The sequence below is a fragment of the Maritimimonas sp. 2304DJ26-3 genome, from assembly GCF_056591635.1.
This window is the reverse complement of the sequence record NZ_JBWQOK010000004.1, coordinates 149,338-173,486: the sequence shown is the minus strand read 5'-3', so window position 1 is coordinate 173,486 and position 24,149 is coordinate 149,338. Positions and strand designations below refer to the sequence as shown.

At 31.6% G+C, this 24,149-nt stretch carries 22 protein-coding genes; 6 read left to right on the top strand and 16 right to left on the bottom strand.

All coding sequences use genetic code 11. The features are described from left to right. The 8 genes from ade to AC1EUV_RS12425 all read right to left on the bottom strand — a co-directional run bounded on the left by ade (position 1) and on the right by AC1EUV_RS12425 (position 9,616). Positions 1-1,623: an adenine deaminase gene (gene ade / locus AC1EUV_RS12460; protein WP_480199048.1), complete on the bottom strand. Its 1,623-nt coding sequence runs from the start codon at positions 1,621-1,623 to the stop codon at positions 1-3. A 125-nt stretch (positions 1,624-1,748) separates the two neighbouring features. Continuing rightward, a complete protein-coding gene (locus AC1EUV_RS12455; protein WP_480199047.1) occupies positions 1,749-2,060 on the bottom strand; it encodes a hypothetical protein in 312 nt (103 codons plus the stop codon). Between the two features lie 404 nt (positions 2,061-2,464). Continuing rightward, on the bottom strand, positions 2,465-3,712 hold the full coding sequence (locus AC1EUV_RS12450) for an NAD(P)/FAD-dependent oxidoreductase (RefSeq protein WP_480199046.1): 1,248 nt from the start codon (positions 3,710-3,712) through the stop codon (positions 2,465-2,467). 29 nt (positions 3,713-3,741) lie between these two features. Continuing rightward, the gene (locus AC1EUV_RS12445) at positions 3,742-4,131 is read right to left on the bottom strand and encodes a VOC family protein (RefSeq protein ID WP_480199045.1); all 390 of its coding nucleotides are present in this window, start codon (positions 4,129-4,131) and stop codon (positions 3,742-3,744) included. 9 nt (positions 4,132-4,140) lie between these two features. Next, positions 4,141-5,151, bottom strand: a complete 1,011-nt coding sequence (locus AC1EUV_RS12440) for a 4-hydroxyproline epimerase (RefSeq protein ID WP_480199044.1) — start codon at positions 5,149-5,151, stop codon at positions 4,141-4,143. After that, on the bottom strand, positions 5,141-6,871 hold the full coding sequence (locus AC1EUV_RS12435) for a DUF885 domain-containing protein (RefSeq protein WP_480199043.1): 1,731 nt from the start codon (positions 6,869-6,871) through the stop codon (positions 5,141-5,143). The genes AC1EUV_RS12440 and AC1EUV_RS12435 overlap by 11 nt, the downstream gene beginning before the upstream one ends. A gap of 2 nt (positions 6,872-6,873) precedes the next feature. Continuing rightward, complete coding sequence (locus tag AC1EUV_RS12430; RefSeq protein WP_480199042.1) at positions 6,874-8,460, bottom strand: aldehyde dehydrogenase (NADP(+)); 1,587 nt, start codon at positions 8,458-8,460, stop codon at positions 6,874-6,876. Positions 8,461-8,659: 199 nt separating this feature from the next. Then, positions 8,660-9,616 (bottom strand): dihydrodipicolinate synthase family protein, encoded by a 957-nt coding sequence (locus AC1EUV_RS12425; protein WP_480199041.1) that lies wholly within the window; start codon positions 9,614-9,616, stop codon positions 8,660-8,662. A 126-nt stretch (positions 9,617-9,742) separates the two neighbouring features. Between AC1EUV_RS12425 and AC1EUV_RS12420 the strand changes: the two genes are divergently transcribed. Continuing rightward, complete coding sequence (locus AC1EUV_RS12420) at positions 9,743-10,576, top strand: AraC family transcriptional regulator (RefSeq protein WP_480199040.1); 834 nt, start codon at positions 9,743-9,745, stop codon at positions 10,574-10,576. Between the two features lie 97 nt (positions 10,577-10,673). Here AC1EUV_RS12420 and AC1EUV_RS12415 read toward each other — a convergent pair whose 3' ends face one another. The 5 genes from AC1EUV_RS12415 to ruvC all read right to left on the bottom strand — a co-directional run bounded on the left by AC1EUV_RS12415 (position 10,674) and on the right by ruvC (position 14,461). Beyond that, entirely contained in the window at positions 10,674-11,498 is an 825-nt protein-coding gene (locus AC1EUV_RS12415) for a hypothetical protein (protein WP_480199039.1), read from the bottom strand. A 174-nt stretch (positions 11,499-11,672) separates the two neighbouring features. Then, entirely contained in the window at positions 11,673-12,023 is a 351-nt protein-coding gene (locus AC1EUV_RS12410) for an MmcQ/YjbR family DNA-binding protein (protein WP_480199038.1), read from the bottom strand. Further along, positions 12,023-12,772: a cyclase family protein gene (locus tag AC1EUV_RS12405; protein WP_480199037.1), complete on the bottom strand. Its 750-nt coding sequence runs from the start codon at positions 12,770-12,772 to the stop codon at positions 12,023-12,025. The genes AC1EUV_RS12410 and AC1EUV_RS12405 overlap by 1 nt, the downstream gene beginning before the upstream one ends. Positions 12,773-12,784: 12 nt before the next feature. After that, the gene (gene hemW, locus AC1EUV_RS12400) at positions 12,785-13,909 is read right to left on the bottom strand and encodes a radical SAM family heme chaperone HemW (RefSeq protein ID WP_480199036.1); all 1,125 of its coding nucleotides are present in this window, start codon (positions 13,907-13,909) and stop codon (positions 12,785-12,787) included. Then, positions 13,910-14,461 (bottom strand): crossover junction endodeoxyribonuclease RuvC, encoded by a 552-nt coding sequence (ruvC, locus tag AC1EUV_RS12395; RefSeq protein ID WP_480199035.1) that lies wholly within the window; start codon positions 14,459-14,461, stop codon positions 13,910-13,912. A gap of 62 nt (positions 14,462-14,523) precedes the next feature. Between ruvC and AC1EUV_RS12390 the strand changes: the two genes are divergently transcribed. From AC1EUV_RS12390 to AC1EUV_RS12380, 3 genes are read left to right on the top strand one after another with little or no spacing between them, the layout of a single operon-like run. Then, entirely contained in the window at positions 14,524-15,510 is a 987-nt protein-coding gene (locus AC1EUV_RS12390; protein WP_480199034.1) for a hypothetical protein, read from the top strand. After that, positions 15,507-16,634, top strand: coding sequence for a glycosyltransferase family 2 protein (locus AC1EUV_RS12385; protein ID WP_480199033.1), 1,128 nt, complete (start codon positions 15,507-15,509; stop codon positions 16,632-16,634). The genes AC1EUV_RS12390 and AC1EUV_RS12385 overlap by 4 nt, the downstream gene beginning before the upstream one ends. 10 nt (positions 16,635-16,644) lie before the next feature. Further along, entirely contained in the window at positions 16,645-17,385 is a 741-nt protein-coding gene (locus tag AC1EUV_RS12380) for a Bax inhibitor-1/YccA family protein (RefSeq protein ID WP_480199032.1), read from the top strand. Here AC1EUV_RS12380 and AC1EUV_RS12375 read toward each other — a convergent pair. From AC1EUV_RS12375 to AC1EUV_RS12365, 3 genes are all read right to left on the bottom strand, one after another. After that, positions 17,382-17,864 carry a hypothetical protein gene (locus AC1EUV_RS12375; protein ID WP_480199031.1) on the bottom strand — a complete coding sequence of 161 codons (483 nt, stop codon included), beginning with the start codon at positions 17,862-17,864 and terminating at the stop codon, positions 17,382-17,384. The two genes, AC1EUV_RS12380 and AC1EUV_RS12375, sit on opposite strands and share 4 nt — an antisense overlap. 95 nt (positions 17,865-17,959) lie before the next feature. Beyond that, the gene (locus AC1EUV_RS12370) at positions 17,960-19,447 is read right to left on the bottom strand and encodes a M56 family metallopeptidase (protein ID WP_480199030.1); all 1,488 of its coding nucleotides are present in this window, start codon (positions 19,445-19,447) and stop codon (positions 17,960-17,962) included. Positions 19,448-19,451: 4 nt separating this feature from the next. Further along, positions 19,452-19,814, bottom strand: coding sequence for a BlaI/MecI/CopY family transcriptional regulator (locus AC1EUV_RS12365; protein ID WP_480199029.1), 363 nt, complete (start codon positions 19,812-19,814; stop codon positions 19,452-19,454). Positions 19,815-19,932: 118 nt separating this feature from the next. Between AC1EUV_RS12365 and AC1EUV_RS12360 the strand changes: the two genes are divergently transcribed. Beyond that, positions 19,933-20,439 (top strand): DUF456 domain-containing protein, encoded by a 507-nt coding sequence (locus tag AC1EUV_RS12360; protein WP_480199028.1) that lies wholly within the window; start codon positions 19,933-19,935, stop codon positions 20,437-20,439. Positions 20,440-20,714: 275 nt separating this feature from the next. Then, positions 20,715-24,122 carry a response regulator gene (locus AC1EUV_RS12355; protein WP_480199027.1) on the top strand — a complete coding sequence of 1,136 codons (3,408 nt, stop codon included), beginning with the start codon at positions 20,715-20,717 and terminating at the stop codon, positions 24,120-24,122. Positions 24,123-24,149: the final 27 nt, after the last annotated feature.

The following is a 24,149-nucleotide window of genomic DNA, read 5'->3' as shown; positions in this document are numbered from 1 at the left end:
TTATTTAACCTCTAAAGAGGTAAACTTAAATTTATTACCATCGAACAACCCCTTATCACTTAACTTTAATGAAGGTATAACTAATAGAGCCATAAAAGATAAGGTCATATATGGTGCTCGTAATTGACTACCCATTTGTTTAGCCATTTTATCTAATTCAGCATATGCTTTACCAATTACCTCGGCGGGCTGATCACTCATAATTCCCGCAACTGGTAATGCCACCACTTTTTCTTCTGAACCCGATACGGCACAAACTCCTCCTCTATTTTCAATAAGTAAATTAACTGCTTTGCAAATTGCTTCATCAGATACACCAACAGCAATAATATTATGAGAATCATGCCCTACAGAACTAGCTATCGCTCCTTCATTTAGCCCAAAATTCTTTATAAAAGCTATTGATGGTTGAGCATTTTTATATCGATTTACTACCGTCATTTTTAAAACATCGCTACTAACATTAGAAACTAAGTTTCCGTCTTTAATTAGAGAGTCAGCTTCAATTTCGTTAGTAACCAATTCACCATCTAAAGCTTCTATTACTCTAATTCTATCTGAAGCTGAATAAAATTCGAAGTCAGAAACTCGTTTTTTATCAGTATTGAAATTATTTAATACTTCAAAATCTACTGATTTTACAAACGTTTTCCCATTTTCGACAACCAATTCTCCATTAATATAATTTTGTAAGACGTTAAACTTCTCTAAATCTTCAACTATAATAAAATCTGCTTGATCTCCTTCTCGTAATAAGCCAACATCTAGATTATAATGCTCTACAGGATTAATACAAGCGGCTTGTAATACTTTGAAAACATCAATTCCTTTGGCAACTGCTCTCTCACATAATTGATTGATATGTCCCAATAACAAATCATCAGGATGTTTATCATCTGAACAAAACATCATGTTTTCATAATGTTCTGATAGTAAATCGATTAATGCCTCAAAATTTTTAGCAGCACTTCCTTCACGAATGATAACTTTCATGCCTTTTTGTAACTTTTCTAAAGCTTCATCATAAGTAAAGCATTCATGATCTGTTGAAATTCCCGCATCTATATATTTTGTTACGTCGTCTCCGCGTAAACCTGGTGCGTGACCATCAATTGGTTTCTTAAAGTGTTTTGCCCAAGCTATTTTTTGTAATACTTCTTTATCATCAAAAAGTATACCTGGGTAATTCATCATTTCTGCCAAATACTTAATATCCGGATTTTCCATCATTGTTTTAATATCATCAGAATCAATAACAGCTCCAGCACTTTCGAAAGAGGTTGCTGGCACACAAGACGGAGCTCCAAAATTGAATTTTAATGGTACTTTCTTTCCATTATCAATCATAAACTCCACTCCTTTTACGCCTAAGACATTGGCAATTTCATGTGGGTCGGAAACTGTGGCTACAGTGCCATGAGTAACGGCTATTTTGGCAAACTCAGAAGGCACTAACATAGAGCTTTCTATATGAATATGTGCATCTACAAAGCCCGGCAAAATAAACTGTTCTATTGTGTGATCAGCTTCCTTTAGGGATATAATTTTTCCATTAGAAATCTCTATCACTCCTTTATAAATAGTACGATTGGGTATATCTACAATATTTCCTTGTATAAGCATTTAGTTATATGATTTAAAGCTAATTTACAAAGAATTGAAAGATGAATCAGTCTAAAGTTCAGAACTAAAAAAACCTTCTCTTATTGAGAAGGTCATTAAAATATATTTGTTAACGAATTTGCTATTTAATTCAAAATTGCAGCTATCGAAAAATCTCTTTCTTTAATATGAATCGTTTCTTTTTCTTGCACTTCTGGTTTAATATTATTTAATACACTATCTGCGAAAGCATAATCAACTTTTCTAAAGCGGTCAGCTCTATAAGCGTTATAACCACTACGAGGTGACTTTGACTCTTTTAATACTAAACCTCCATCATAAGGATTAAAACCTGCAACAGTATATAACTCGTTTTTCTTTAAACCACCTAAACGATACCATCTTCTTCTTGCGTTTACACAAACTACAACTTCGCCGATTTTAAAATTATGATTCATACTATTAATTATTTTGGGTTTATTCGTTTATAAAACAATTAAGTTTTAAAAACTCCTAATTCTTAAACTCTTTTTTTTCTAAAGTATTGTAATATAAAAGGAGAAAAGCAACGTGTAGAATGTTTAGCTATAAAAAATTGTGACTTTTCTCCTTTCTCCCCTTAAATTGTAAACTATTATTAAAATAGTTATTAATTCTATTAAAAAACTTACATGACAAACATACTTAGTTCGACATACATAAGTCAATAGATAATTTGGTGATTTTTAAAATTCATGGTTTTCGGGGAGTTTTTTGCTTTATTACCACAAATAACTAAAAACCTGATATTTAATACTTTAGATTTATCTCTTGCTATGATTGGTGCTAAAATACAAACCGAATCTAAAGGAAATCTAAAGATTTAGAAGGTGCGATCTGGATTAAACATCTCTATATCGAGCGACAGTCTTTTGTTAGATATCACCTCAGAAACCAATTTCCCAGTTGCCGTGGCCATACTCCAACCCATCATAGCATGACCAGTTGCTATAGTTAAATTCTTACATTTTTTAGATTTCCCTATATAAGGTAATCCATCTGGAGAAACAGGACGTAATCCACTAGCTACATTTTCTTTTTCTTCTTTGGTTAATACTACCTCAGGGTAATACTTTTGAGTAGCGTTGGCAATTGCATCTACCCTTATTTTATTAATGGTTTGATTGATGCCTGCTATTTCCATCGTTCCAGCAAAACGTGTAAATCCATGCATAGGTGTAATTGCTACTTTAGCTTCCGCTAAAATAGCTGGTATAGTTATACCAAAATCTCTTTCTGAATTAATTCGATATCCTTTACCCGCTTGTAACAATAAGTTTAATCCGAACTTCTTACTTAATATAGAAGTCCAAGATCCAGCTGCCAATACAAATTCGTCTGCTTTTAAGGTTTGTTTATTTGTTTTTATACCAGTAATAGTGTTGTCATTGATCTCTAGATCTTCAACTTTTTCATTTTTATAAAAAGTAACTCCTACCTTTTTTAAATAGGTCTTCATATCCTCCATAAATTCATTTGGAGTGGTATGAGAATCACATTTATAATAAGTAGCGCCGACTGTATCCATTTGTATATTTGGCTCAAGATTTTTGAGATCTGTTTGACTTAAAATTTCAACATCTAAACCTTGTTCTTTTGCTAAATTGGCAACCTTAATTTCTCCTTCTAATCCCTTTTCGGTATTACACAACATTAGTAATCCTTTCTTTTTATAATGAAATCTAAAATCTTCTGAGTCCTTAATATCATCATACAGATCTTGGCTTAAAACTGCTATATCTTTAATTACTGGAATAGATTTCCTTACATGTTTTGGGTTGCATGATTTATTAAATGCCCATACCCATTTTAAAAAATCTGTTTGTAAACGAGGTTTAATAAACAATGGGCTAGAGGGATTAAACATCCATTTTAACCCTTTTTTCATTACTCCTGGAGCGGATAAAGGAATAATATGACTAGGTGATAAATAACCAGCATTTACATAGGAAGCTCCGGCATTCATATTAGATTGATCAACAACAGTAACTTGATGACCTTCTTTATAAAGATAATATGCAGAACATAATCCTATAATCCCTCCTCCTATAACAATAACTTCCTTACTCATAGATTTCTATCTAATAAAGAAATAGCAATTTACTTAGGTTCTATTAAATCCCAAAGATTTCCGTATAGATCTTCAAAAACCAATACTTTTCCATAAACTTCATCTCTAGGTCCAATGACAATATTAACATTATGTTTTATAAGATTATTATAATCTTTTTCAAAATTATTAGTCTGCAAGAATAAAAACACTCTACCTCCGGTTTGATTGCCTATGCTTTCTTGTTGAGTCTTATTAGCCGCTTTTGCTAATAACAAATTACCAGAGTTTCCACCTTTTGGTTTTACCAACACCCAACGCTTAGTTTCAGACATTTTGGTATCTTCTACTAAATCAAATTGTAGTTTATTTACATAAAAGTGAATAGCTTCATCATAATCTTTTACAACCAATGCTATATGTGCAATTTTTTGTTGCATGTATTTGAATTAAATTACCTGAAATCCGTGAGCATACGGATCGTCTTCATCATCAATAATAATAGTATTGTAACCATATACTTTTGCCCATCCTTTAATGCTTGGCACAATAGCTAAGTTACCACTTATAGTTGTTTCCTCTTCAACAGCACCAATAAACTTGCTTCCTATAAAACTTTCATGAATAAATTCTTCTCCTTTTTTGAGCTTACCTTTGGCATGCAATTGCGCTATACGTGCTGATGTTCCCGTTCCACAAGGTGAACGATCTATAGCTTTATCACCATAAAAAACAGCATTTCTACCAGAGGACGTTGAATCAATTGGAGTTCCAGTCCATAACATATGACTTACATCTCTTATCGTTTGATTTTCTGGATGGATAAACTTGTTGGGGTATTTTTGATTAATCCTTTTACGAACGATCTGAGAATACTGAATTAGTTTACTCGCCGTAAAATCTTGAACTCCTGAAAAATTAGTCTGAGGATCGACTATAGCATAAAAATTCCCTCCATAAGCAACATCAAAAGTAATTTCACCTAATTCTGGACAATCAACAGTTAAATTTTCAGCAACCAAATAACTTTTAACATTCGTTAATTTTACCCAATCTACTTTTTTACCTGATTGTTGGTATTCTATTTCTACAAGTCCAGCAGGCGATTCCATTCTAATTTTACCAGGGATTTTTGGGTTTAATAAGCCTTCTTCTAAACCTATGGTGATGGTTCCTATAGTTCCATGACCACACATTGGTAAACAACCCGAAGTTTCAATAAATAAAATAGCAAAATCATTTTCTGGATTATGTGGTGGATAGATAAAACTACCGCTCATCATATCATGTCCCCGTGGTTCAAACATGAGTCCTTTGCGAATCCAATCGTATTCTTTTAGAAAGTGTTGGCGCTTTTCACTCATATTTGCCCCTTTAAGTTCTGGAGCTCCCTCTTTTATAACGCGAACTGGATTCCCGCATGTATGACCATCGATACATTTAAAAACATTACGAGGCATTTTTTGCTTTTTCTATATAGTTATTGACTCTATCTTCTAATATGGAAAGTGTCACTGTTCCTTGTCCTAAAATAACTTCATGAAACTCCCTAATATCAAAATTACTACCCAGTTCAGTTTCAGCTTTTTTACGTAGTTCTCGAATTTTTAATTCTCCAATTTTATAGGATAATGCCTGGCCAGGCCAAGAGATATAGCGATCTGTTTCAGTATTAATTTCATGTAATGATAGGGCTGTATTATTAGCCATAAAATCTACAACTTGATCTCTTGTCCAGCCTTTAGCATGAATACCTGTGTCAACTACTAATCTACAAGCACGCCACATTTCATAAGTTAATTGTCCAAATTTTTCGTATGGTGTGGTATACATACCCATTTCATCAGCTAAGAATTCTGTATATAAACCCCAGCCTTCTCCGTAAGCGGAGAGGTATAGATCTTTTCTAAACTTTGGAATGCTATCACCTAATTCATTATTCAAAGATCCTTGCAAATGATGTCCTGGAACAGCCTCATGTACCGTTAGCGCTGGTAAAGTATATAGTGTTCTACTTGATAAATCATAGGTGTTCACCCAATAATAGCCTGGATATGTGCTGTTTTTTTCAGTACCAATATATCGACCAGCTGTATATTTTGGAGCTATTGCTTCTGGTACAGGTGCAACGCCATAAGGCTTTCTTGGTAGGTTAATAAAAAAACGTGGTAATTGCTCATCTGCTCGTTTGGCCATATCTCTAGCAGTCTTTAATAATTCTTCTCCAGACTTTGGATAAAACTGCTCATCAGTTCTTAAGAATTTAAAAAAATCTTCAAAGCTTCCTTTGAAGTCTAAATCGGCTATGATCTTTTCCATTTCAGCTTTAATACGAGCTACTTCTTTTAAACCAATCTCATGAATAACATCAGCTGTATATTGTTTGCTAGTAGTATAGAAGTTAATTCTATTCTGGTAATATTCTTTACCATCAGGAGTGTCTGAAGCGCCCAATGTTTCTCTGGTTTTCGGATAATACTCGTTTTCAAAAAATTCTTTGATACGCTTAAATTGCGGAATAACTTTTTCTTCTATAGCTATCTTAGCTACACTTAAAACAGAATCTTTTTGATGCTGGGTTAAAGTTTGAGGTAAATTTGTGAAAGGTGAATAAAAATAACTTTTATCGAAACTATCAACAATATGATCATCATACGTCGACTCATATCCTTTAAAAATTGCTAATGGTTGAGATACCCCTTTTTCTAAACCTTCACTCAGGTTTACAAAATGTTGATCTACAAAAGTTGGTAGCGCATTTAATTTATCTAAATATTCTTTCGTTTTTTCATAATTCGCTAAAGGGCGTACCATATAATTCAAACTACTATGAAAGCCTGCATCTGACAAAAGCGGATTTAAATATCTTTCAAACTCATAAAAATCTATTTTATCTTGAAGTACAAATTTTAGAAGTTCTAAGGATATGTTTTCCGTTTCACTTAATCCATTACTATTAATTTCTGAAAGCTCATCCAGTTTAGATTTAGCGAATTCAGCTTCAGATTTATAATATTCTTTAGCAAATAATCCTAAAGGGTATTCTTCTTTGTCATACCCTTCATAATCTTGATAACTTTCTATTATTTTTTGGAGTTTATTTTCATTTAATTTTTCCTGTTCACAAGCAAATAATAATAGTAAAGTAAAAATAGTAAGATAAAATTTTAAGTGTTTCATAATTAAATTTTAGCATTTGTTTGTTGCCCATTTATTAATCTTGAAATATCCAAAGGGTTTTCATTTTTTAGTTCATCTGGAAGTAATTCACTTGGCCAATCTTGATAGCTAAATGGGCGAACCCAACGTTTTACAGAGTGAATTCCTACTGCTGTAAAACGACTATCAGTAGAAGCTGGATAAGGACCTCCATGTAACATAGCAGGACACACCTCAACACCTGTTGGCACACCATTAAAAATAATACGCCCTACCCTATTTTTAAGCGATTCTATGACACCTGAATATTGAGAAGCTTCGTTATTATTATCAGAAATAATTGTTCCTGTGAGTTGACCTTCGAGTTTAGATATAATTTCTTCTAACTGATCTGCATCTTCACATTGTACTACCATTGAAAATGGACCAAAAACTTCTTGATGTAATGTAGAATTTTCTAAAAATGTATTCCCTTCTACAGTGGTTATGGTTTGTCTTGCATAATTGCTTTTTACTTCATTTTTATAATCAACCACAACTTCTAGTCCTGATTGTGATATAGCATTCGATTTATTGCTTTCATACGCTCCAATAATATTAGGATGTAACATACAAGAAGGTTCTAATAAAAGAATTTCTTCAGAAAGCTTAGAAATAAAACTGCTTAATTCAGCACTTTTAATTCCTAATATTAATCCTGGATTTGTACAAAACTGCCCTGTACCTAACGTAATCGATTTAGCATACGTTTTTGCTAAAGAATCTACTCTATTTTTAAGAGCATTTGGTAAGATCACAACTGGATTTACACTACCCATCTCCGCAAAAACAGGTATCGGCTCTTCTCGTTTAGAAGCTAGATCAAATAAAGCTCTACCACCTCTTATACTTCCTGTGAAGCCAACTGCTTTTACTTCTGGGTGTTCTACTAATTGAACACCAACTTCAATTCCAGAACTATTTAAGTTAGAAAATACACCATTTGGCATACCCGTTCTTTGAGCAGCTTTTATAATAGCAGAAGATACTAACTCACCAGTACCTGCATGCATGGGGTGCGATTTAACAATAACTGGACAACCAGCAGCTAGCGCCGCAGCAGTATCGCCACCAGCAGTTGAATATGCCAATGGAAAATTACTTGCTCCAAAGACTACAACTGGTCCTAGCGGCACCAACATTTTGCGAGTATCTGGTTTAGGTAATGGTTCTCTATCTGGCAAACCTGTATCTATTGTTGCGTCTACCCATGATCCTTCTAAAACTAAATCAGCAAACATTCTTAATTGACCAACTGTTCTTCCTCTCTCTCCTTTAGCCCTTCCTTCCGGCAATCCAGTTTCTAAACAATATGTTTCAATCAGTTCTTCATCTAAATCTAAAATTTCATCAGCCATAGCGTTTAAAAAAGTTGCTTTTTTCTTTCCCGGTAAAGTTCTAAATTGTTCAAAGACATTAGAGGCTAAGGCGACTGCTTTATTAATTTCTTCTTCGGTTGCCTCAATAAATTCGTGTTGATTTTCAATATTCAACTGAGGGTTAAACGTTTTATATGTTCTATCTCCTTTTGCTGACAAATTGTTTCCTATATAATTTTTTCCTGTAATCATCTTCACTTATTTTTTAAATATTTTTTTCAAATTTACTAGTTTGTAAGCTACTTTTTTTGATACTAGATATTTTTGTAATAATACCTTGAGATGAAAAAATTTCTCATAATCATCTCTAGAATTATGTTAAACGTGTTATAATGTCTATAGTATGCCTTCTGCAAAAACAAAGTTATCTCTTTTATGATATTTGAAAAGATTAGTCTATTAAGTTCAGCACTTCAAGTCTTTCTTTTGCCAGAATATATCTTGCACGAACATCATCAATTTGCTGTTGAGTTAATTTCTTACCATAGGTACGAAGTCCTCCATCGGCATCATTATGATGAATTCCAAAAGCAAACTTTAGGTATTCTAGAAGCAATGGCTGAGCATCCAGGTACGATATAGAATTCATCGCCTGAGAAATTTTGTTTGCCTCAGCCCATTCTCCTTTTGTAACGTACTCTTGCATCGTAACACTAGCTTTTGGAAAAATACAACCTACACCTGTAATTCCACCACTTGCTCCGGCTAGTCCTGCGTGTACAGTGACTGTGTCCACTCCTGCCAAAACTTTTAAATCTTTGTTCTCTAACATCATTGTTTCAATAATTGAAACATCAATAGTCGATATTTTTAGTGCTTTTACATTAGTGAGAGTAGCAAGCTTAAGAAGAAGCTCAGTTGAAAGTGCATGGTAACCAGCTGCGTCAGGATTGTTGTAAGGCATAATAGTTACGTCTGCATCTTTTGCAGTTGTTTCAGAAAGCGCATAGTACGCATACATTTCTTCTTCAGAAGGAACAGCTTTAGTTTTTGGCGGCATAACCATTACTGTATCCACCCCAACTTTAGCAAGCTCTTCAACGATTTTGGCAAGCTCTTCTTTTGTTTCTGCCGCAGCTCCGCTAATCAACGGGACATTGTATTCTTTAGCAACCTCAGAAAGGGCTTTAAGTAAGGAAAGACGCTGCTTATTGCTCAGGTAGCTATTCTCACCCAGAGTTCCAGAACCGACAAGTCCGCTCATTCTACTTCCGCCCTTCCCTTGAACTTTTAAAATACCTGCGGCGTATTTTTGTGTTGCATCAAGGTCAATTTCAAGAACGCCAGATTTTGACTCTTTCAACCATGTAAACACAGCTGGCATTACGCCTTTCCATTGTATACTCATACTATAATAATTTATAAGACAAAATTAATGAGACTCCTATCAATTCAATAATTAGTATTTATCCATTTCTAATACTATATTATCCTTTATGAAATAATTTAATTAAATTATGATTAATTTTGCATCATGAAAGTATTACCTTTTAAAATCCCTAAACCAAATGATGACGCCATCATTTATCAAGAAGACCATGAGTTTATTTTCTATGATAAATTACATCAACACGAAGAAATTCAATTAAGCTATATAGCAAAAGGCTCAGGAACTTTAATTGTTGGAGATAGTGTTAACACCTATAAAAGGGGAGATATTCTTATTGTTGGTAGTAACTTGCCTCATGTATTTAAGAGTGAAGCCTCTAAAGAAAAATCACTTATGCTATCGTTATTTTTCACGCAAAATTCATTTGGTGAATATTTTTTTGAATTAGAAGAAATGAAATTCATTTCAGCATTTTTTAAAAGAGCTTTAAATGGGTTTAAAATTACCAATCATAAACTTGATAGTGTTTTTCTTGAACTTAAAAATCAAAATAAATTCGAACGATTTCTTTCGTTAATGAAATTACTTCAGGGGTTATCAAAAACAAAATATGAAACCTTATCATCTTTTGTCTACCATAAACAATATTCCGATAATGAAGGAAAACGCATGAGTGCTGTTATGGAGTTTACTACAAATAACTATGAAAAACCCATTACCTTAAATCAAGTAGCATCTAAAGCTAACATGACTACAAATGCCTTTTGCAAATATTTCAAAAAGCGAACCAATAAAACCTATTTTTCGTTCTTAAACGAGTTAAGAATCGAAAATGCCTGTAAGTTATTAAGATCTCAAGATGAGTTATCTATAGTTGAGATTGCAGAATTATCTGGTTTTAATAATCTATCAAATTTTAATAGACAGTTTAAAAACCTAAAGCAATTAACACCGCTAGCTTATAGAAAAAGTGTTTAAATTTATTTTATGGAAGCTTCTTTGAAAGAAAGATAATAAAGAAATAAAAGAGGATGCTTTTTGAGCATCCTCTTTAGTATTGCGTCAAAGAAATATCTTATTTGGATAGTTCTGGTACTGAAGTATAAATATAATCACCATGTACTCCGGTAAAATACTTTCTACCCTTCTCATCCATTTCCTTTCTTTTTGCTTCGTCAGACCAATGCGCATTATAAAGTTCACCATTCTTTTTAAACATCTTATCTAAAGCATCTAATGATTCTACTGCGAAAGCTTCAACAAATTCAGTTCTGTCTGATCCCCAAGCATGTGCATTAGGATAGTAACCTTTTATGTGTTCATTCTTATGAAACACATTTTCTACGTACTCTTTATTTAATTCTCTAAATTCTTCTTGTGAACCATCTTCTGGAAATGCAAAGTGACTTCTACGTACTAGCCATACAGTTTCTTTATCAGTTGGTGCCATTACTTTAGCATGTGGCATAGTAGCATAAATCTCATCAGAATGATCATTAGAATAATATGCTCTTCTCCCTTTAAAATATGCTTTTCTAGCATCTTCATCTGGCCAAGCTTCTTTAACTAACTCTGCTGTTCTTGCCGCTGCCTTATCTATAGCATCCCAATTAGCAAAGGCTTGAACACTTATAATTTCTGTATTATCTGGCGTAAAACGATGTGTATATACGCTAGAACCCATAATGTGTTCATTCTTTTTTATGACCTTATCTAAAAATTCTTTTTCAGTAGCTAACCATTTGGCTTTATCGAAATCTTGGTAATCCATATTCCAGTGATTAGTAGTAACTACAATGTACTCTGGAGCTTTTGGTGTTTCTTCTTGTGCAAAACTTACAGCACTACACATTACTAATAGCAACAAGGTCACTACTAGATTTTTTCTAGTTGTTCTCATAATTAATATTCAAGTTTGGTTAATATTCTAAGTAATTATGTACAACCGTAGGTTAAGGGTTACCTATCTATTACTTGGCATAGATTCTGCTACACGTTAGGCGGGGAAACTTACTGATGTATACAAATATACAAAATTTATCACAATTAATTGAATATTAGAATTCTACAAGTATTAATTTAGTTGATCTCTTAATTTTTTAGGCATGTTTTCAACTACCAAACTATATGAATGGTCAACAAGTTGTTTAATGAAATATGAAGGTAGATTTGAGAATTCTACTGTATTCCAAAGACGCTTATTCATATGATAACCACCATAAATTAGTCCATCATATTCTTCACGAAGTTCAATAGACCATTCTGGATCACATTTTAAATTAACTTGAGGTGGTTTCCGTTCTAATCCTGTTAAAGCAAACATTTTACCTAATACTTTAAAAACCAGTGTAGTTTCATCAAAAGGAAAATGTTCTGTTACTCCTTTTTTGCTTAAGCAATATTCACGAAGTTCTTCTATATGCATTATTGAAGAATTTCATACAGAATTGGCTTACTCGGTGATGCATCGTTCTCAAATGGAGAAATCTGAAGGTTTAAAAAATACGTTCCATCCTTTACTCTATTTGGCACATAGATTAGTTCTGTAATTGTAGCCTCTTTGCGTATTTTTTCTGAGGTATTCCAAAACGCATGATGACATAACAACTCTCCATTATCCTTTTCTTTATCTACGCTTGGTAAATCTATAAGCAAATGCTTTATATTTTTTGATCGCAAATAAATAGCAGCTTCTTCTAATAAATATGGCCAATTGGTATATGAATAATGCCTGTTTTTTTTGTCCTTAGTATTTGGCATTGTTCTAATAATAATAGCATCTCGTTTTTTATTACCAATTATAAATTGCAATTGCTTTTTAGAAATTACAAAATCATCACCATATTTTTCTGGAGCTACAGTAACAACTTCAGCAAAAAAGAAAAACTGCTTTAAAGCTTTATTAATAGAAAATACTTGTTCTGTAATATGACCTACACATTCGGTATGTGTACCATGCGCATGTGGATTAAAATTTATGGTATTAAAATTTACCGAGGCACCTTTCTCAACACTTATAGTTGCACCATCTACTTCTTCTGGTTTAATACTTGGCTCATCAATATACCATACGTTTACATTATCATTAGACGCACGCAAAGGCATAGAAATATCTATAGGTTTAGACAGATCTATTTTGTGTTTTTTAGAATTAAATTCTATCGTAGCAATCATATCTCAAATATACTAAATCAAGAATAAGTCAGAGGCAATTCCATCAGCTAAAAATTTCCCCTTCAAGGAAGTCTTTAATTTATTATTTGAATTAATTATTAATTCTTCATCGATAAACTTTTGAGCATTTTGCAGCAATTGCTCTTTCACAGAAAGTCCAAATTCTTTCTCTGTTTTTTCTAAAGAAATTCCCCAAATAGTTCGTAACCCCGTCATTATATATTCATTGAATCTGTCTTTGTTTGACAACGTTTCTACTTCGCGTGGTAACTTATTCTGTTGAATTTCTTTGGTGTACTTAATATTACTAGCAATATTCCAACTACGCTGACTACCGTTAAAGGAATGAGCTGAAGGGCCAATACCTAAATACGATTTTCCTAACCAATACGATGTATTGTGCTTTGAAAAATAATTTTCTCTACCAAAATTTGATATCTCATATTGAATAAATCCTGCTTTATCAGTTTCTTCAACCAGCGTATTAAAATGTTGTTGAGCTAATTCTTCAGAAACAGGTGGATATTTTCCTTTTTTAATAAACGATTCTAAAGCTGTTTTAGATTCAACTGTTAAGGCATAACTAGAAATGTGATTAACTCCAAAATCAAGTGTCGTTTTTATATTTTCTTTCCAACGATCATTACTCATGTTCGGAATTCCATAGATCAAATCGATTGTAATATTATCAAAATAACGAATTGCCTCAGACAAAGAATTTTTAGCTTCTTTTGAGTTATGAGCACGATTCATTGCTTTTAAATCTTCATCGAAAAAAGATTGAATACCAATGCTCAATCGATTAATAGGAGACTCTTTTAACTCATAAATTTTCTGATCAGTTAAATCATCAGGATTTGCTTCTAAAGTAATTTCTGGCTCATCAATAACTTTATAATTTTGATAAATAGCATCAATTAGTAACTTAATTTCTTCAGTATTTAATAAGCTCGGAGTTCCACCACCAAAATAGATGGTCTCTACAATTTCATTAGAAAATTCGTTCTTTCTGAGTACTAACTCTTTAGTTAAAGCTTCGAACAATTCATCTTTGCGTAAAAGCGAAGTAGAAAAATGAAAATCACAATAATAACAAGCTTGTTTGCAAAAAGGGATATGGATATAAACTCCGGCCAATTATCCTATTTTTTTAGGATTGTTCTTTACAAAACTTGACCAGCCAGAATAACTTTTACCTACCTCAACTCTATCTGCATTATAAAAATGGCAAACGGCAGCTGCCAAACCATCGGTAGAATCTAGATTTTTAGGTAATTCTTTTAATTGTAAGGTACTTTGCAACATCTTTGCTACTTGTTCTTTACTAGCATTTCCGTTACCTGTAATAGCCATTTTGATCTTTTTTGGTGAGTACTCAGTAATCGGCACTTGTCTAGATAATCCAGCGGCCATCGCTACACCTTGAGCTCGCCCAAGTTTTAACATTGATTGTACATTTTTACCAAAAAAAGGGGCCTCAATGGCGATTTCGTCTGGGTGGTAGGTATCGATAAGTTCAATGGTACGGTCAAAAATAAGTTTGAGCTTGGTGTAATGATCTTCATATTTTTTTAATTGCAGTTCATTTAATTGCATAAACTGCATTTGTTTATTAACCACTTTTATCAACCCAAAGCCCATAATTGTGGTTCCAGGATCGATACCTAATATTATTTTTTCTGAAGTCAAATTCGCTGATCGTTTAGATAAACTAGAAGTAACATTTAAGTTAATTTCTTTACTTTGCGGCAATGTACAAATCGCTGCCTTACAAAACTAAACAATTCTTTATTCTTCTACTTAAATTGGCTATTGTAGTTGGTGCGTTTTATTTTGTTTACAATAAAATTGTACATAATGAGCACATAAAATTTGTTGATTTTTTGACTCAATTAGAAGCAAGTATAGTTACAAGTACAAAAACTATTTTTATCCTCATTGGATTAACAATGCTAAACTGGTGCTTAGAAATTTTAAAGTGGAAATCGCTAGTTTCTAGCCTTAAACCCATTACATTCTTTAAATCATCACAGCAAAGCTTAGGAGCTTTAACCGCATCATTGTTTACTCCAAACCGTATTGGCGAATATGGTGCTAAAGCCATTTATTACAAAAAAGGAAACAGGCGAAAAATTATGCTACTTAATCTTTTAGGTAATATTGCTCAGATGACTGCAACTGTAATTTTTGGCACTGCAGGGCTGATCTATTTTTTAACGCATTATTCTGTTGATATAGAAATATTAAGATTGAGAAAACTAGTCTATATTGTTGCTTTTTTTATAGCTTTTGTTCTTTTTGGAAGAAAGTTTGGCTATAAAAAGATTAGAGGATTTTACATAGATAAGATCATTACATTTATAAAAGAGTTACCATGGTCATTTCATATAAAAAATGGTTTTTTTTCTATTGCTAGATATTTCGTTTTTTCATTTCAATTTTACTTTCTACTAACAATTTTTAATATAGAAGCAGATTATTTAACTGCTATGGCATTTATTTCTAGCATGTATTTACTGGCTTCGTTAATACCTAGCTTGTCTTTTTTTGATTGGTTGATTAAAGGCTCAGTAGCTGTGTGGATCTTTGGGTTCTATCCTGTAAATGAGCTGGTAATTGTAACAATTACTTTATTAATGTGGGCCTTGAATTTTGCTATTCCATCAATTTTTGGAAGTTATTTCGTGCTGAATTTTAATTTTGCCTCTGTTTTTGAAGCTAAACAGAATGATAAATGATCATGATAACCTCCATTATAGTTCTTTGTTATTGTCTACTTATTTTAGCGTTTACATTAGGTTTTGATCGAATTAAGGAATTTAAGTCGATAGATGGGCTCGAGTCAAAAAATGGTTTTTCTATTATTATTCCTTTTCGGGATGAAGATCAGAATTTACCCGAATTACTTAAAAGCTTGAATCAGCTAGATTATCCTAAAGATAAATTTGAAATCATTTTTGTAGATGATAATTCTAAAGATGAGTCAGTGAATATAATTAAAAAGTTTATCACAACCACTCAAAATGACATTAAGATAACTTCTAACTTTCGTAAAACCAATTCACCAAAAAAAGACGCCATAGATACTGCATTAAACCAAGCTATATTTAATTGGATTATTACTTCTGATGCCGACTGCATTGTTCCAAAAAATTGGCTTAAGACTTTTAATGCCTTTATTGAAATGAAAGAAGTAGAACTAATTGTTGCTCCTGTTACATATAATTCATCAAAAACTTTTTTTAAAGGATTTCAGTTGCTCGACTTTTTAAGCTTGCAAGGTGTAACTATAGGTGGGTTTAGCATTAAAAAACCATTTATGTGCAATGGTGCTAACCTTTGTTATAGAAAGTCAATTTTTAAAAAGGTAAATGGTTTTGAAGGTAATGAAAGTATAGCTAGTGGTGATGATATTTTTCTACTTCATAAGGTGGTAAAAAAACATCCTGATAAAGTATTTTATTTAAAATCTAAAGAAGCTATAGTTACTACTAAACCACAAACTACTTTTAAAGAATTGATACACCAAAGAATGCGCTGGGCAGCAAAGTCAACTGATTATAACAATAACTTTAGTAAACTAGTAGCTTTGTCTGTATTGAGTATAAATGTGCTACTTATTATTCTTTTTATTTTGAACATTGGTGGTTATTCTAATTGGAATTATTTACTCGTTTCTTTCTTGTTGAAATTTTTGGTTGACGCTGTTTTATTATACAAAACATCTTCATTTTTCAATCAGAAAAAGGTACTAATTTGGTATTTATTTAGCAGTTTTATCTATCCATTTTTTAGTATGTTTGTAATAATCGCCTCCTTAAGTTCTGAATATCAATGGAAAGGCAGGCGGTTTAAGCGATAACCAAATCAACATGTCTCTGCTCAATTATACTACTTCAAACCCGGCATTTAGTAATTATATCTGGAAAAACTATCGTTCAAAATCGCATAGAATGACTCTTGGTGGTATTTTCTTAAAATCTTTTTTCTGTATTATTCTAGTTGGTATTACCACTTGGTATGTTTGGGGTTTGGTAAATAAAGGAGTAGATGTAAAATGGTATACTTCTGGCGGAATGCTAGCTGCCATTTTTTTCAGTTTATTGACGTCATTCAAGCGTACTTGGGCGCCATTTACCACACCTTTATATGCTTTATCTAAAGGATTTTTTCTTGGGGGAATTTCTGCTTATGCAGAAAACCGATTTCCTGGTATGCCAATGAAAGCCGTTAGCATTACTATTCTCACTTTTTTTGTAATGCTCATTCTTTACAAAGCTCAAATTATTATTGTTACTAGACGATTTAGAAGTGTTGTTATATCTGCGGCCGTTACTATTTTCTTTATTTATATTATCAATTGGATATTGATTTTTTTTGGGTTGAGTTTACCTTTTGTTTGGGGAACATCTTGGTTTGCCATAGGTTTTAATGTTGTAGCCGCTATTATTGCTTCTTTTTCATTGTTATTAGATTTTGACTTTATAGATCGAAAAACCGGTAGAGCGCCTAAATATTATGAATGGGTAGCAACTTGGGGGCTATTGGTTACTTTAATCTGGCTATATATAGAAGTACTTAGGCTAATGAAAAAACTGGCAATACGGTTTTAATTAGTTCTTACTACCACAGCCAGCTTATATTGTGATTTTATAGGTATTCCTCTTTTTAAAGCCGGTTTTAATAAAGGCAATTGATCTACACTATCCTTAATAAGACTATCTAATTGAGGTAAATTATCAATTATTATTTGAGGCGAATCAATAGAGACCACTTTTGCTTTTCCGTTGTTGTTAATCAAAAGATTCACATAAGAAGAATCACTAATAGATAGTTTTACTTTATAATCTACTCTATTTAAAGAATTAGATAAGCGTTCAATTAAAGCGGCCTCAAAACAATCTTTTTGAGTATTTTTTTTAGCTATATCTTTACAATTAGAAAACAAAGGATACACATCTACGGAAGTGTAATCAATAACAGTATCTAAAACTTTAAAATTATTATTTGCAGTAGTTATTTTAGACGACGTAGTATCGCAAGAAAAAAAGAATAGAATCAATAAAATTGCTGCTACCGTTCGCAAAAACATTGTTAATTAATTGACTATGTGAAAGTACAATTTTTTTGCGTTTGTCTAATCTACTGATTGACCATTTATGAACAATGCTTTTTTAATTTCTTTGGCTACGGAACATTTAAAGTTATGGGGAATTTATATGTAACTTCTATTTTTGTTCCATCCTTTCTTCCAGGAATCATTTCTGGTAAACTTTTCACCACCCGAATCGATTCATCTTCAAGAACCTTATTAGGAGCCAAAGCCCTAACTTTAGTAATCTTGCCATCTCTATTAATAGTAAATTTCACAAAAATTCTATTTATACCTTTAATACCAGAACTCATAGCCAAAGAGGTATTATATTTCATATTTACATGTCTTTTAATTTTATCTGCAGTGCAGTTTTTAGGGTTATTTTCATCTTGACAATCTGCAAACAATGGAGAATTTTGTAGGTTATGAAAAGAGGTATCCCAATCTACATCTTCATATATAGCTTTTCTACCATTCTTTAGTTGATATATTTTATAATCGTGAAAATACTTTTCATTTTCATCCTCTGATGGTGGTTTTCTAAATTTTTTAAAGTCTTCTTTTTCTTCAACTGTTAAATCATTGTAAGATATTTCTTTTCCTGATTTAGGTTTCGCTCCTTTATGAAATATATCAAAATAACTTTTAATTTCTTTAACTTCTTCATTAGCGTTACCAGTATAAAACGTCATCAATTTCTTCTCATTTTTTGACAGTACAGTATTTTTCTTTGTTGAACAAGAAGCATAAATAAGCATCCCTGCTAACAAGGGTAATAAAAACAAGTATTTGAACTTAAATAACTGTTTAGATTGTTCTTTGTTTAACATAATGATTCGTTTTTTAATTAATGAATGTTTAAAAAATGTATTAATGAATGATATTTTATAAGCACCAAAATAAGTAGCAAGTATATTTTGAAAATAATCAGATTTATTATGTTCTTTGATAGATATAGAATCTGCAATAAACTCGTGTAACTCAGAAATTCGGTTTTGGTAGATATAACTAAAAGGATTAAACCAACAGACAATTTTTTGTAGCTCAAAAAACAACAGGTCTATTGTATGCTTTTGTTTTACATGAACTAATTCGTGATCAATTATATGATTCTTATCTTTTTTAGATAATTGTTTACCTAAAAAAATATAGTTAAAAAAGGAAAATGGAATGTTCTCGTGTAAATACACTAATTGATAATCATGCTTAGTTTCTTTTTCATTTTGATTAATCAATTGAATTATTTTTAAGAGTTTACTTATAAAAAGTATAGTACTAAACATCATACCTAAAATAAAAACCCATTTTAATGAAGAAAACAATAAAGCTGACCAATCAATCTGTTCTTTTATTACAGTTTGAGGTGATATTACAACTTCAGGTAATAAAACTATATGTTTTTGTGATACTGCATCTTGTATACGATTAATTTTAATTAGTGGAATTATATAAGCCAAAACAGAAGTTATAATTAAATAAAGTCGATTCCATTGAAAGAATGTTTCCTTTTTTAACACAAAATCATATACTATTAAAAATAAGATTTGGAACAATAGTACTTTTATAAAATAATCTAGCATCTCTTTATTCTTTTGTATTCATCTCTTTTAAAATAGCTTCCATTTCTTTTAAATCTATATCGTTCTTTTCTACAAAAAATGAGACAAGGCTTTTAAACGATCCTCCAAAATAACCATCTATTAATTTGTGAATACTTTGATTACTGTATATTTCCTTTTCAACTACTGGATAGTATTTGTATCCTTTACCAAAGGGATGATGGTCAACAAAATTTTTGCTTTCTAAAATCCTAACAATTGTTGAGACAGTATTATAAGCAGGTTTAGGGTTAGGTAGTTTTTCTATGATCTCCTTAACAGTGCACAATTCTAGTTCCCATAAAATTTGCATGATCTGCTCTTCAGCTTTTGTTAATTGTTTAGACATTTTTCAACTAATTCCCTAGTTTCATAAAACAAATATAACTAAATATTTAGTTTAAACTAATTTTATAGTTGAAAAATTGTAACAAACATCTTATATTTACGTCTAGTAGACAAAAACTATGGATATTTTATTATTGATTTTAGGGCTCGGTTTAATGTTCTTAGGTCTTATCGGCTCTTTTTTACCTGTTTTACCAGGACCTTTAACTGGGTGGCTGGGTTTACTAGTGCTACATCTAACAAATGTAATTCCTATGGATTGGACAGTTCTAGGAATAACATTAGCAATAGCCTTAATAGTTTGGCTACTCGATTATTTTATTCCAGCAATGGGTACCAAAAAATTTGGAGGTAGTAAGCATGGTGTTATTGGCACCACCTTAGGGCTTTTAATTGGTTTGTTTTTTGTTCCTATACCTGGTGGATTTATTATTGGTGCTTTTGTAGGCGCATTAATTGGTGAAATGATTCACGATAGTAAAGACACTAATAGAGCCTTGAAAGCAGCTTTTGGTTCTTTTTTAGGGTTTTTAGCTTCTGTAACGCTTAAGTTTATAGTTAGTTTTGGATTCTTAATCTACTTTGTAGTAATTGCATGGAATCATAAGGAAGCTTTTTTTGCTTAAAAATAAAAAAGGCTCTCAAAATTGAGAACCCTTATTATATCATGAAAAAAAGTCTTAAATAGTTTGTTTCTTTTTTAGCAATTTTCCCTTTCGGCAAAATTTATTTTTTAACGTCGCTTGTAACATTGTTACGTCTATTAAACAACAGTATACCTATTTTTCCTACCTTATTATTTAAAATTAAATAAATAATTTTTAATCTACTGTTTATCAGTTGTTTATTGTTTGTTATTATTGTACTAAATTTATCTGATGCTAATTTTCCCCTTCAAATAGTGAAAAAATTATACTACATATTATTCATTAGTATCCTTTGCAATAGTTTTTCATATAGTCAAAACACTAAAATTGACAGTTTAAAGAATGAGCTTATTAAAGTCACTACTGATTCATCTAGAATAAAAATTTTAAAAGATATTTCTTGGGAATATCTCAATAATCGTAATGATGGCGATCAAGCTAAAGTCTATATCGATAGTGTCTATTTATTAAGTAAAAAAGGAAATCTTATATGGGGAATTTCTCTTGCCAACTATCAATATTGTGTTTATGAACGACAAAAAGGAAACTACATTGAGGCTTTAGATTATATAGAGAGATATTTAAACTATGATCATATAAAAACCGATGAAAACGCTTACGCTAACGGTTTATACCAAAAAGCAATTATACTTGATGATAAAGGCAATCAAGAACAATCTTTAAAAATTTACTATGAAATATTAAAAATTTATGAAGCTAAAAATGATTTATTTAGCATAGGGACAACACTTAATGCATTAGGTGAAATTTTAAAAAAAACAGGAAAAATAGAAGAAGCTCTTGAATCTTATAATAAAGCTTTAAATATTTTCATTCAGCTTGATAATAAGATTGAATTAGCTAATGTTAATTACAATTTAGGAGATACTCACATGCAACTTAAGGATTATGATAATGCCCTTAACTTTTTTAATATAGCGTTGACTTTAGATCAAGAGTTAAAAAGTGATTGGGGTATGGCATATGATTATACATCACTAGGTAAAGTTGCTAACCTTAAGGGAGATTATAACCAGGCACTTGCATACCATCTAAAAGCGCTTGAATTACGCAAAAGATTAAATCAACAACGTGAACTTTCACTAAGTTATAACGAGATAGGTAAAACCTATTTAAAGTTGAAAGACTATAACAAAGCTGAATCCTTTTTAAAAAAATCAATCGGAATTGCAGAAAATATTGGAGTTAAGTCAGAGATGAAAGATGCATATAAAATCTTTAGCAGTTTATATACTGAAAAAGGCGATTTCAAAAAAGCTTTAGAATACAACAATAAATTTATAGCTATTAAAGATAGTTTGTTTAACGAAACAAAGTCGAAACAAATAGAAGAATTACAGGCCAGATTTGATCTAGAAAAAAAGCAAGATGAAATAACCTCGCTTGAAAAAGATGCAGAAATAAAAAACTTAAAGCTTAAGCGACAAGCAACACTTAGAAATATAATTATCGCTATAACTCTTGCTGCTATATTACTTTCCTTTATTTTATTTAAACGCTACCAATACAAGCAAAAGCAAAAGCAAGATAAAGTAGAGAAACAGCAACTAATAGCTAGTACAGAAGTAGAAAAAAAACGCGTTTTGGAGCTTCAAAAAATTGATAAATTAAAAGATGAATTCTTAGCAAATACCTCTCACGAATTAAGAACGCCTTTAACAGGAATCATTGGCTTAACCGAATCATTAAAAGATGGCATTGCTGGTCAGCTTCCTGACACGGCAATCGAAAACTTAGAAATGATTGCTAACAGTGGTAAACGACTATCGCACTTAGTAAATGACATATTAGATTTCTCTAAACTAAAGAATCAAGATTTAAATTTGAGTTTAAACCCCATTGATTTACACGCTACTACGGCTATAGTTTTAAAATTATCTAAGACCTTAATAACTTCTAAAGATATTAAGCTATTAAATGATGTGCCTAAAGATATTTCTTTGGTAAATGCAGATGAAAATAGATTACAGCAAATATTATATAACCTTATTGGAAATGCTATTAAATTTACAAAAAAAGGAAGTGTTGAAGTATCTGCACAAGATATTGGAAATAAGATAGAAATTACAGTTTCTGATACTGGCATTGGAATTCCAAAGGAAAAGTATGATTTAATCTTTAAAGAATTCGAGCAAGGTGATGGATCAACTATTCGAGAGTATAGCGGTACTGGCCTGGGCTTGACTATAACAAAACAATTAGTAGAATTACATGAAGGAACTATTAGATTTGAATCAAAAGTTAATGAGGGCTCTTCATTTATGTTTACTTTAAACAAGAGTACTTCTAAAAAAATCAATCTTAGAGATAATCACATAAGTAATGATAGACAATTACAGAAGATTCAAGAATCTGCGTATTCAAAAACTATCTCCAGTCCAACTCCACATATAAAACCAGACGCTCTCAAAGTTTTGATTGTAGATGATGAACAAATTAATAGAAGAGTATTACAAAATCATTTGTCATTGGCTGGCTACATGGTTAAAGAAGCTAAAGATGGTAAAGATGCTTTATCTTATTTTAAACAAGGTGACAGATATGATCTTGTTTTGTTAGATATTATGATGCCTGGCATGTCTGGATACGAAGTTTGTGAAATCATTAGAAAAAAATACAGTGCAAGTGAGCTTCCTATCATCTTGTTAACGGCAAAAAATAGAGTAAGCGATCTTGTAACTGGTTTTAACGCTGGGGCAAACGATTATCTTACAAAGCCTTTCTCTAAAAATGAATTATTAAGTCGTATTAAGACTCATATAAATCTTAAGAATATACATAACGCCACTAGTAAATTTATACCAAGAGAATTTTTAAAATCTATTGATAAAGATGCAATTACTGATGTTTCTTTAGGTGATCATACTCAAAAGAAAGTAACTGTATTGTTTACCGATATACGTGGTTACACTAATTTGGCTGAGGGCATGACACCTGAGCAAAATTTCAAATTTGTGAATGCTTATGTTCGTCGAATGGGACCTCTAATTCAGCAAAATAGGGGGTTTGTAAATCAATATTTAGGTGATGGTATTATGTCTCTTTTCCCTCACCAGCCCTATCATGCCATACAAGCGGCAATCGATATGCAAAAGAAGCTTGCAACTTATAATAAAAAACGAATTTCTGAAGGATATGAACCGTTATCCGTTGGAATGGGCTTACATACTGGCCCATTAGTTATGGGAATCATAGGTGATATAAATAGAAATGATACTGCGATAATTGCTGATACGGTAAATACTGCTTCAAGAATGGAAGGCTTAACCAAACATTATGGCGCCAGTATTATTGTAAGTGGTAGTAGTTTAAAAAATATTGAAAATAAAGAGCAATATAACTTACGATATCTAGGTAAAGTACAAGCTAAAGGAAAAGGAAAAATTATAGATATTTATGAGTGCTATGATGGCGATGGATTAGAACAAATAGAGCTTAAAAAAGAATCAGTTGAAAGCTTTGATAAAGGCTTAAAACACTTTTTTAATAAAGAATTCGCAAAAGCAATACACGTTTTTGGCGACATCTTAACAGACAACCCTCAAGATAACGTTGCAAATTACTTTTCAAAGAAATCTGAACAATATCTAGAAGAAATTCCAATAGACTGGGAAGGCATAAATATGATGGATAAAAAATAGCAGATGCTCACGAACACCTGCTATTTT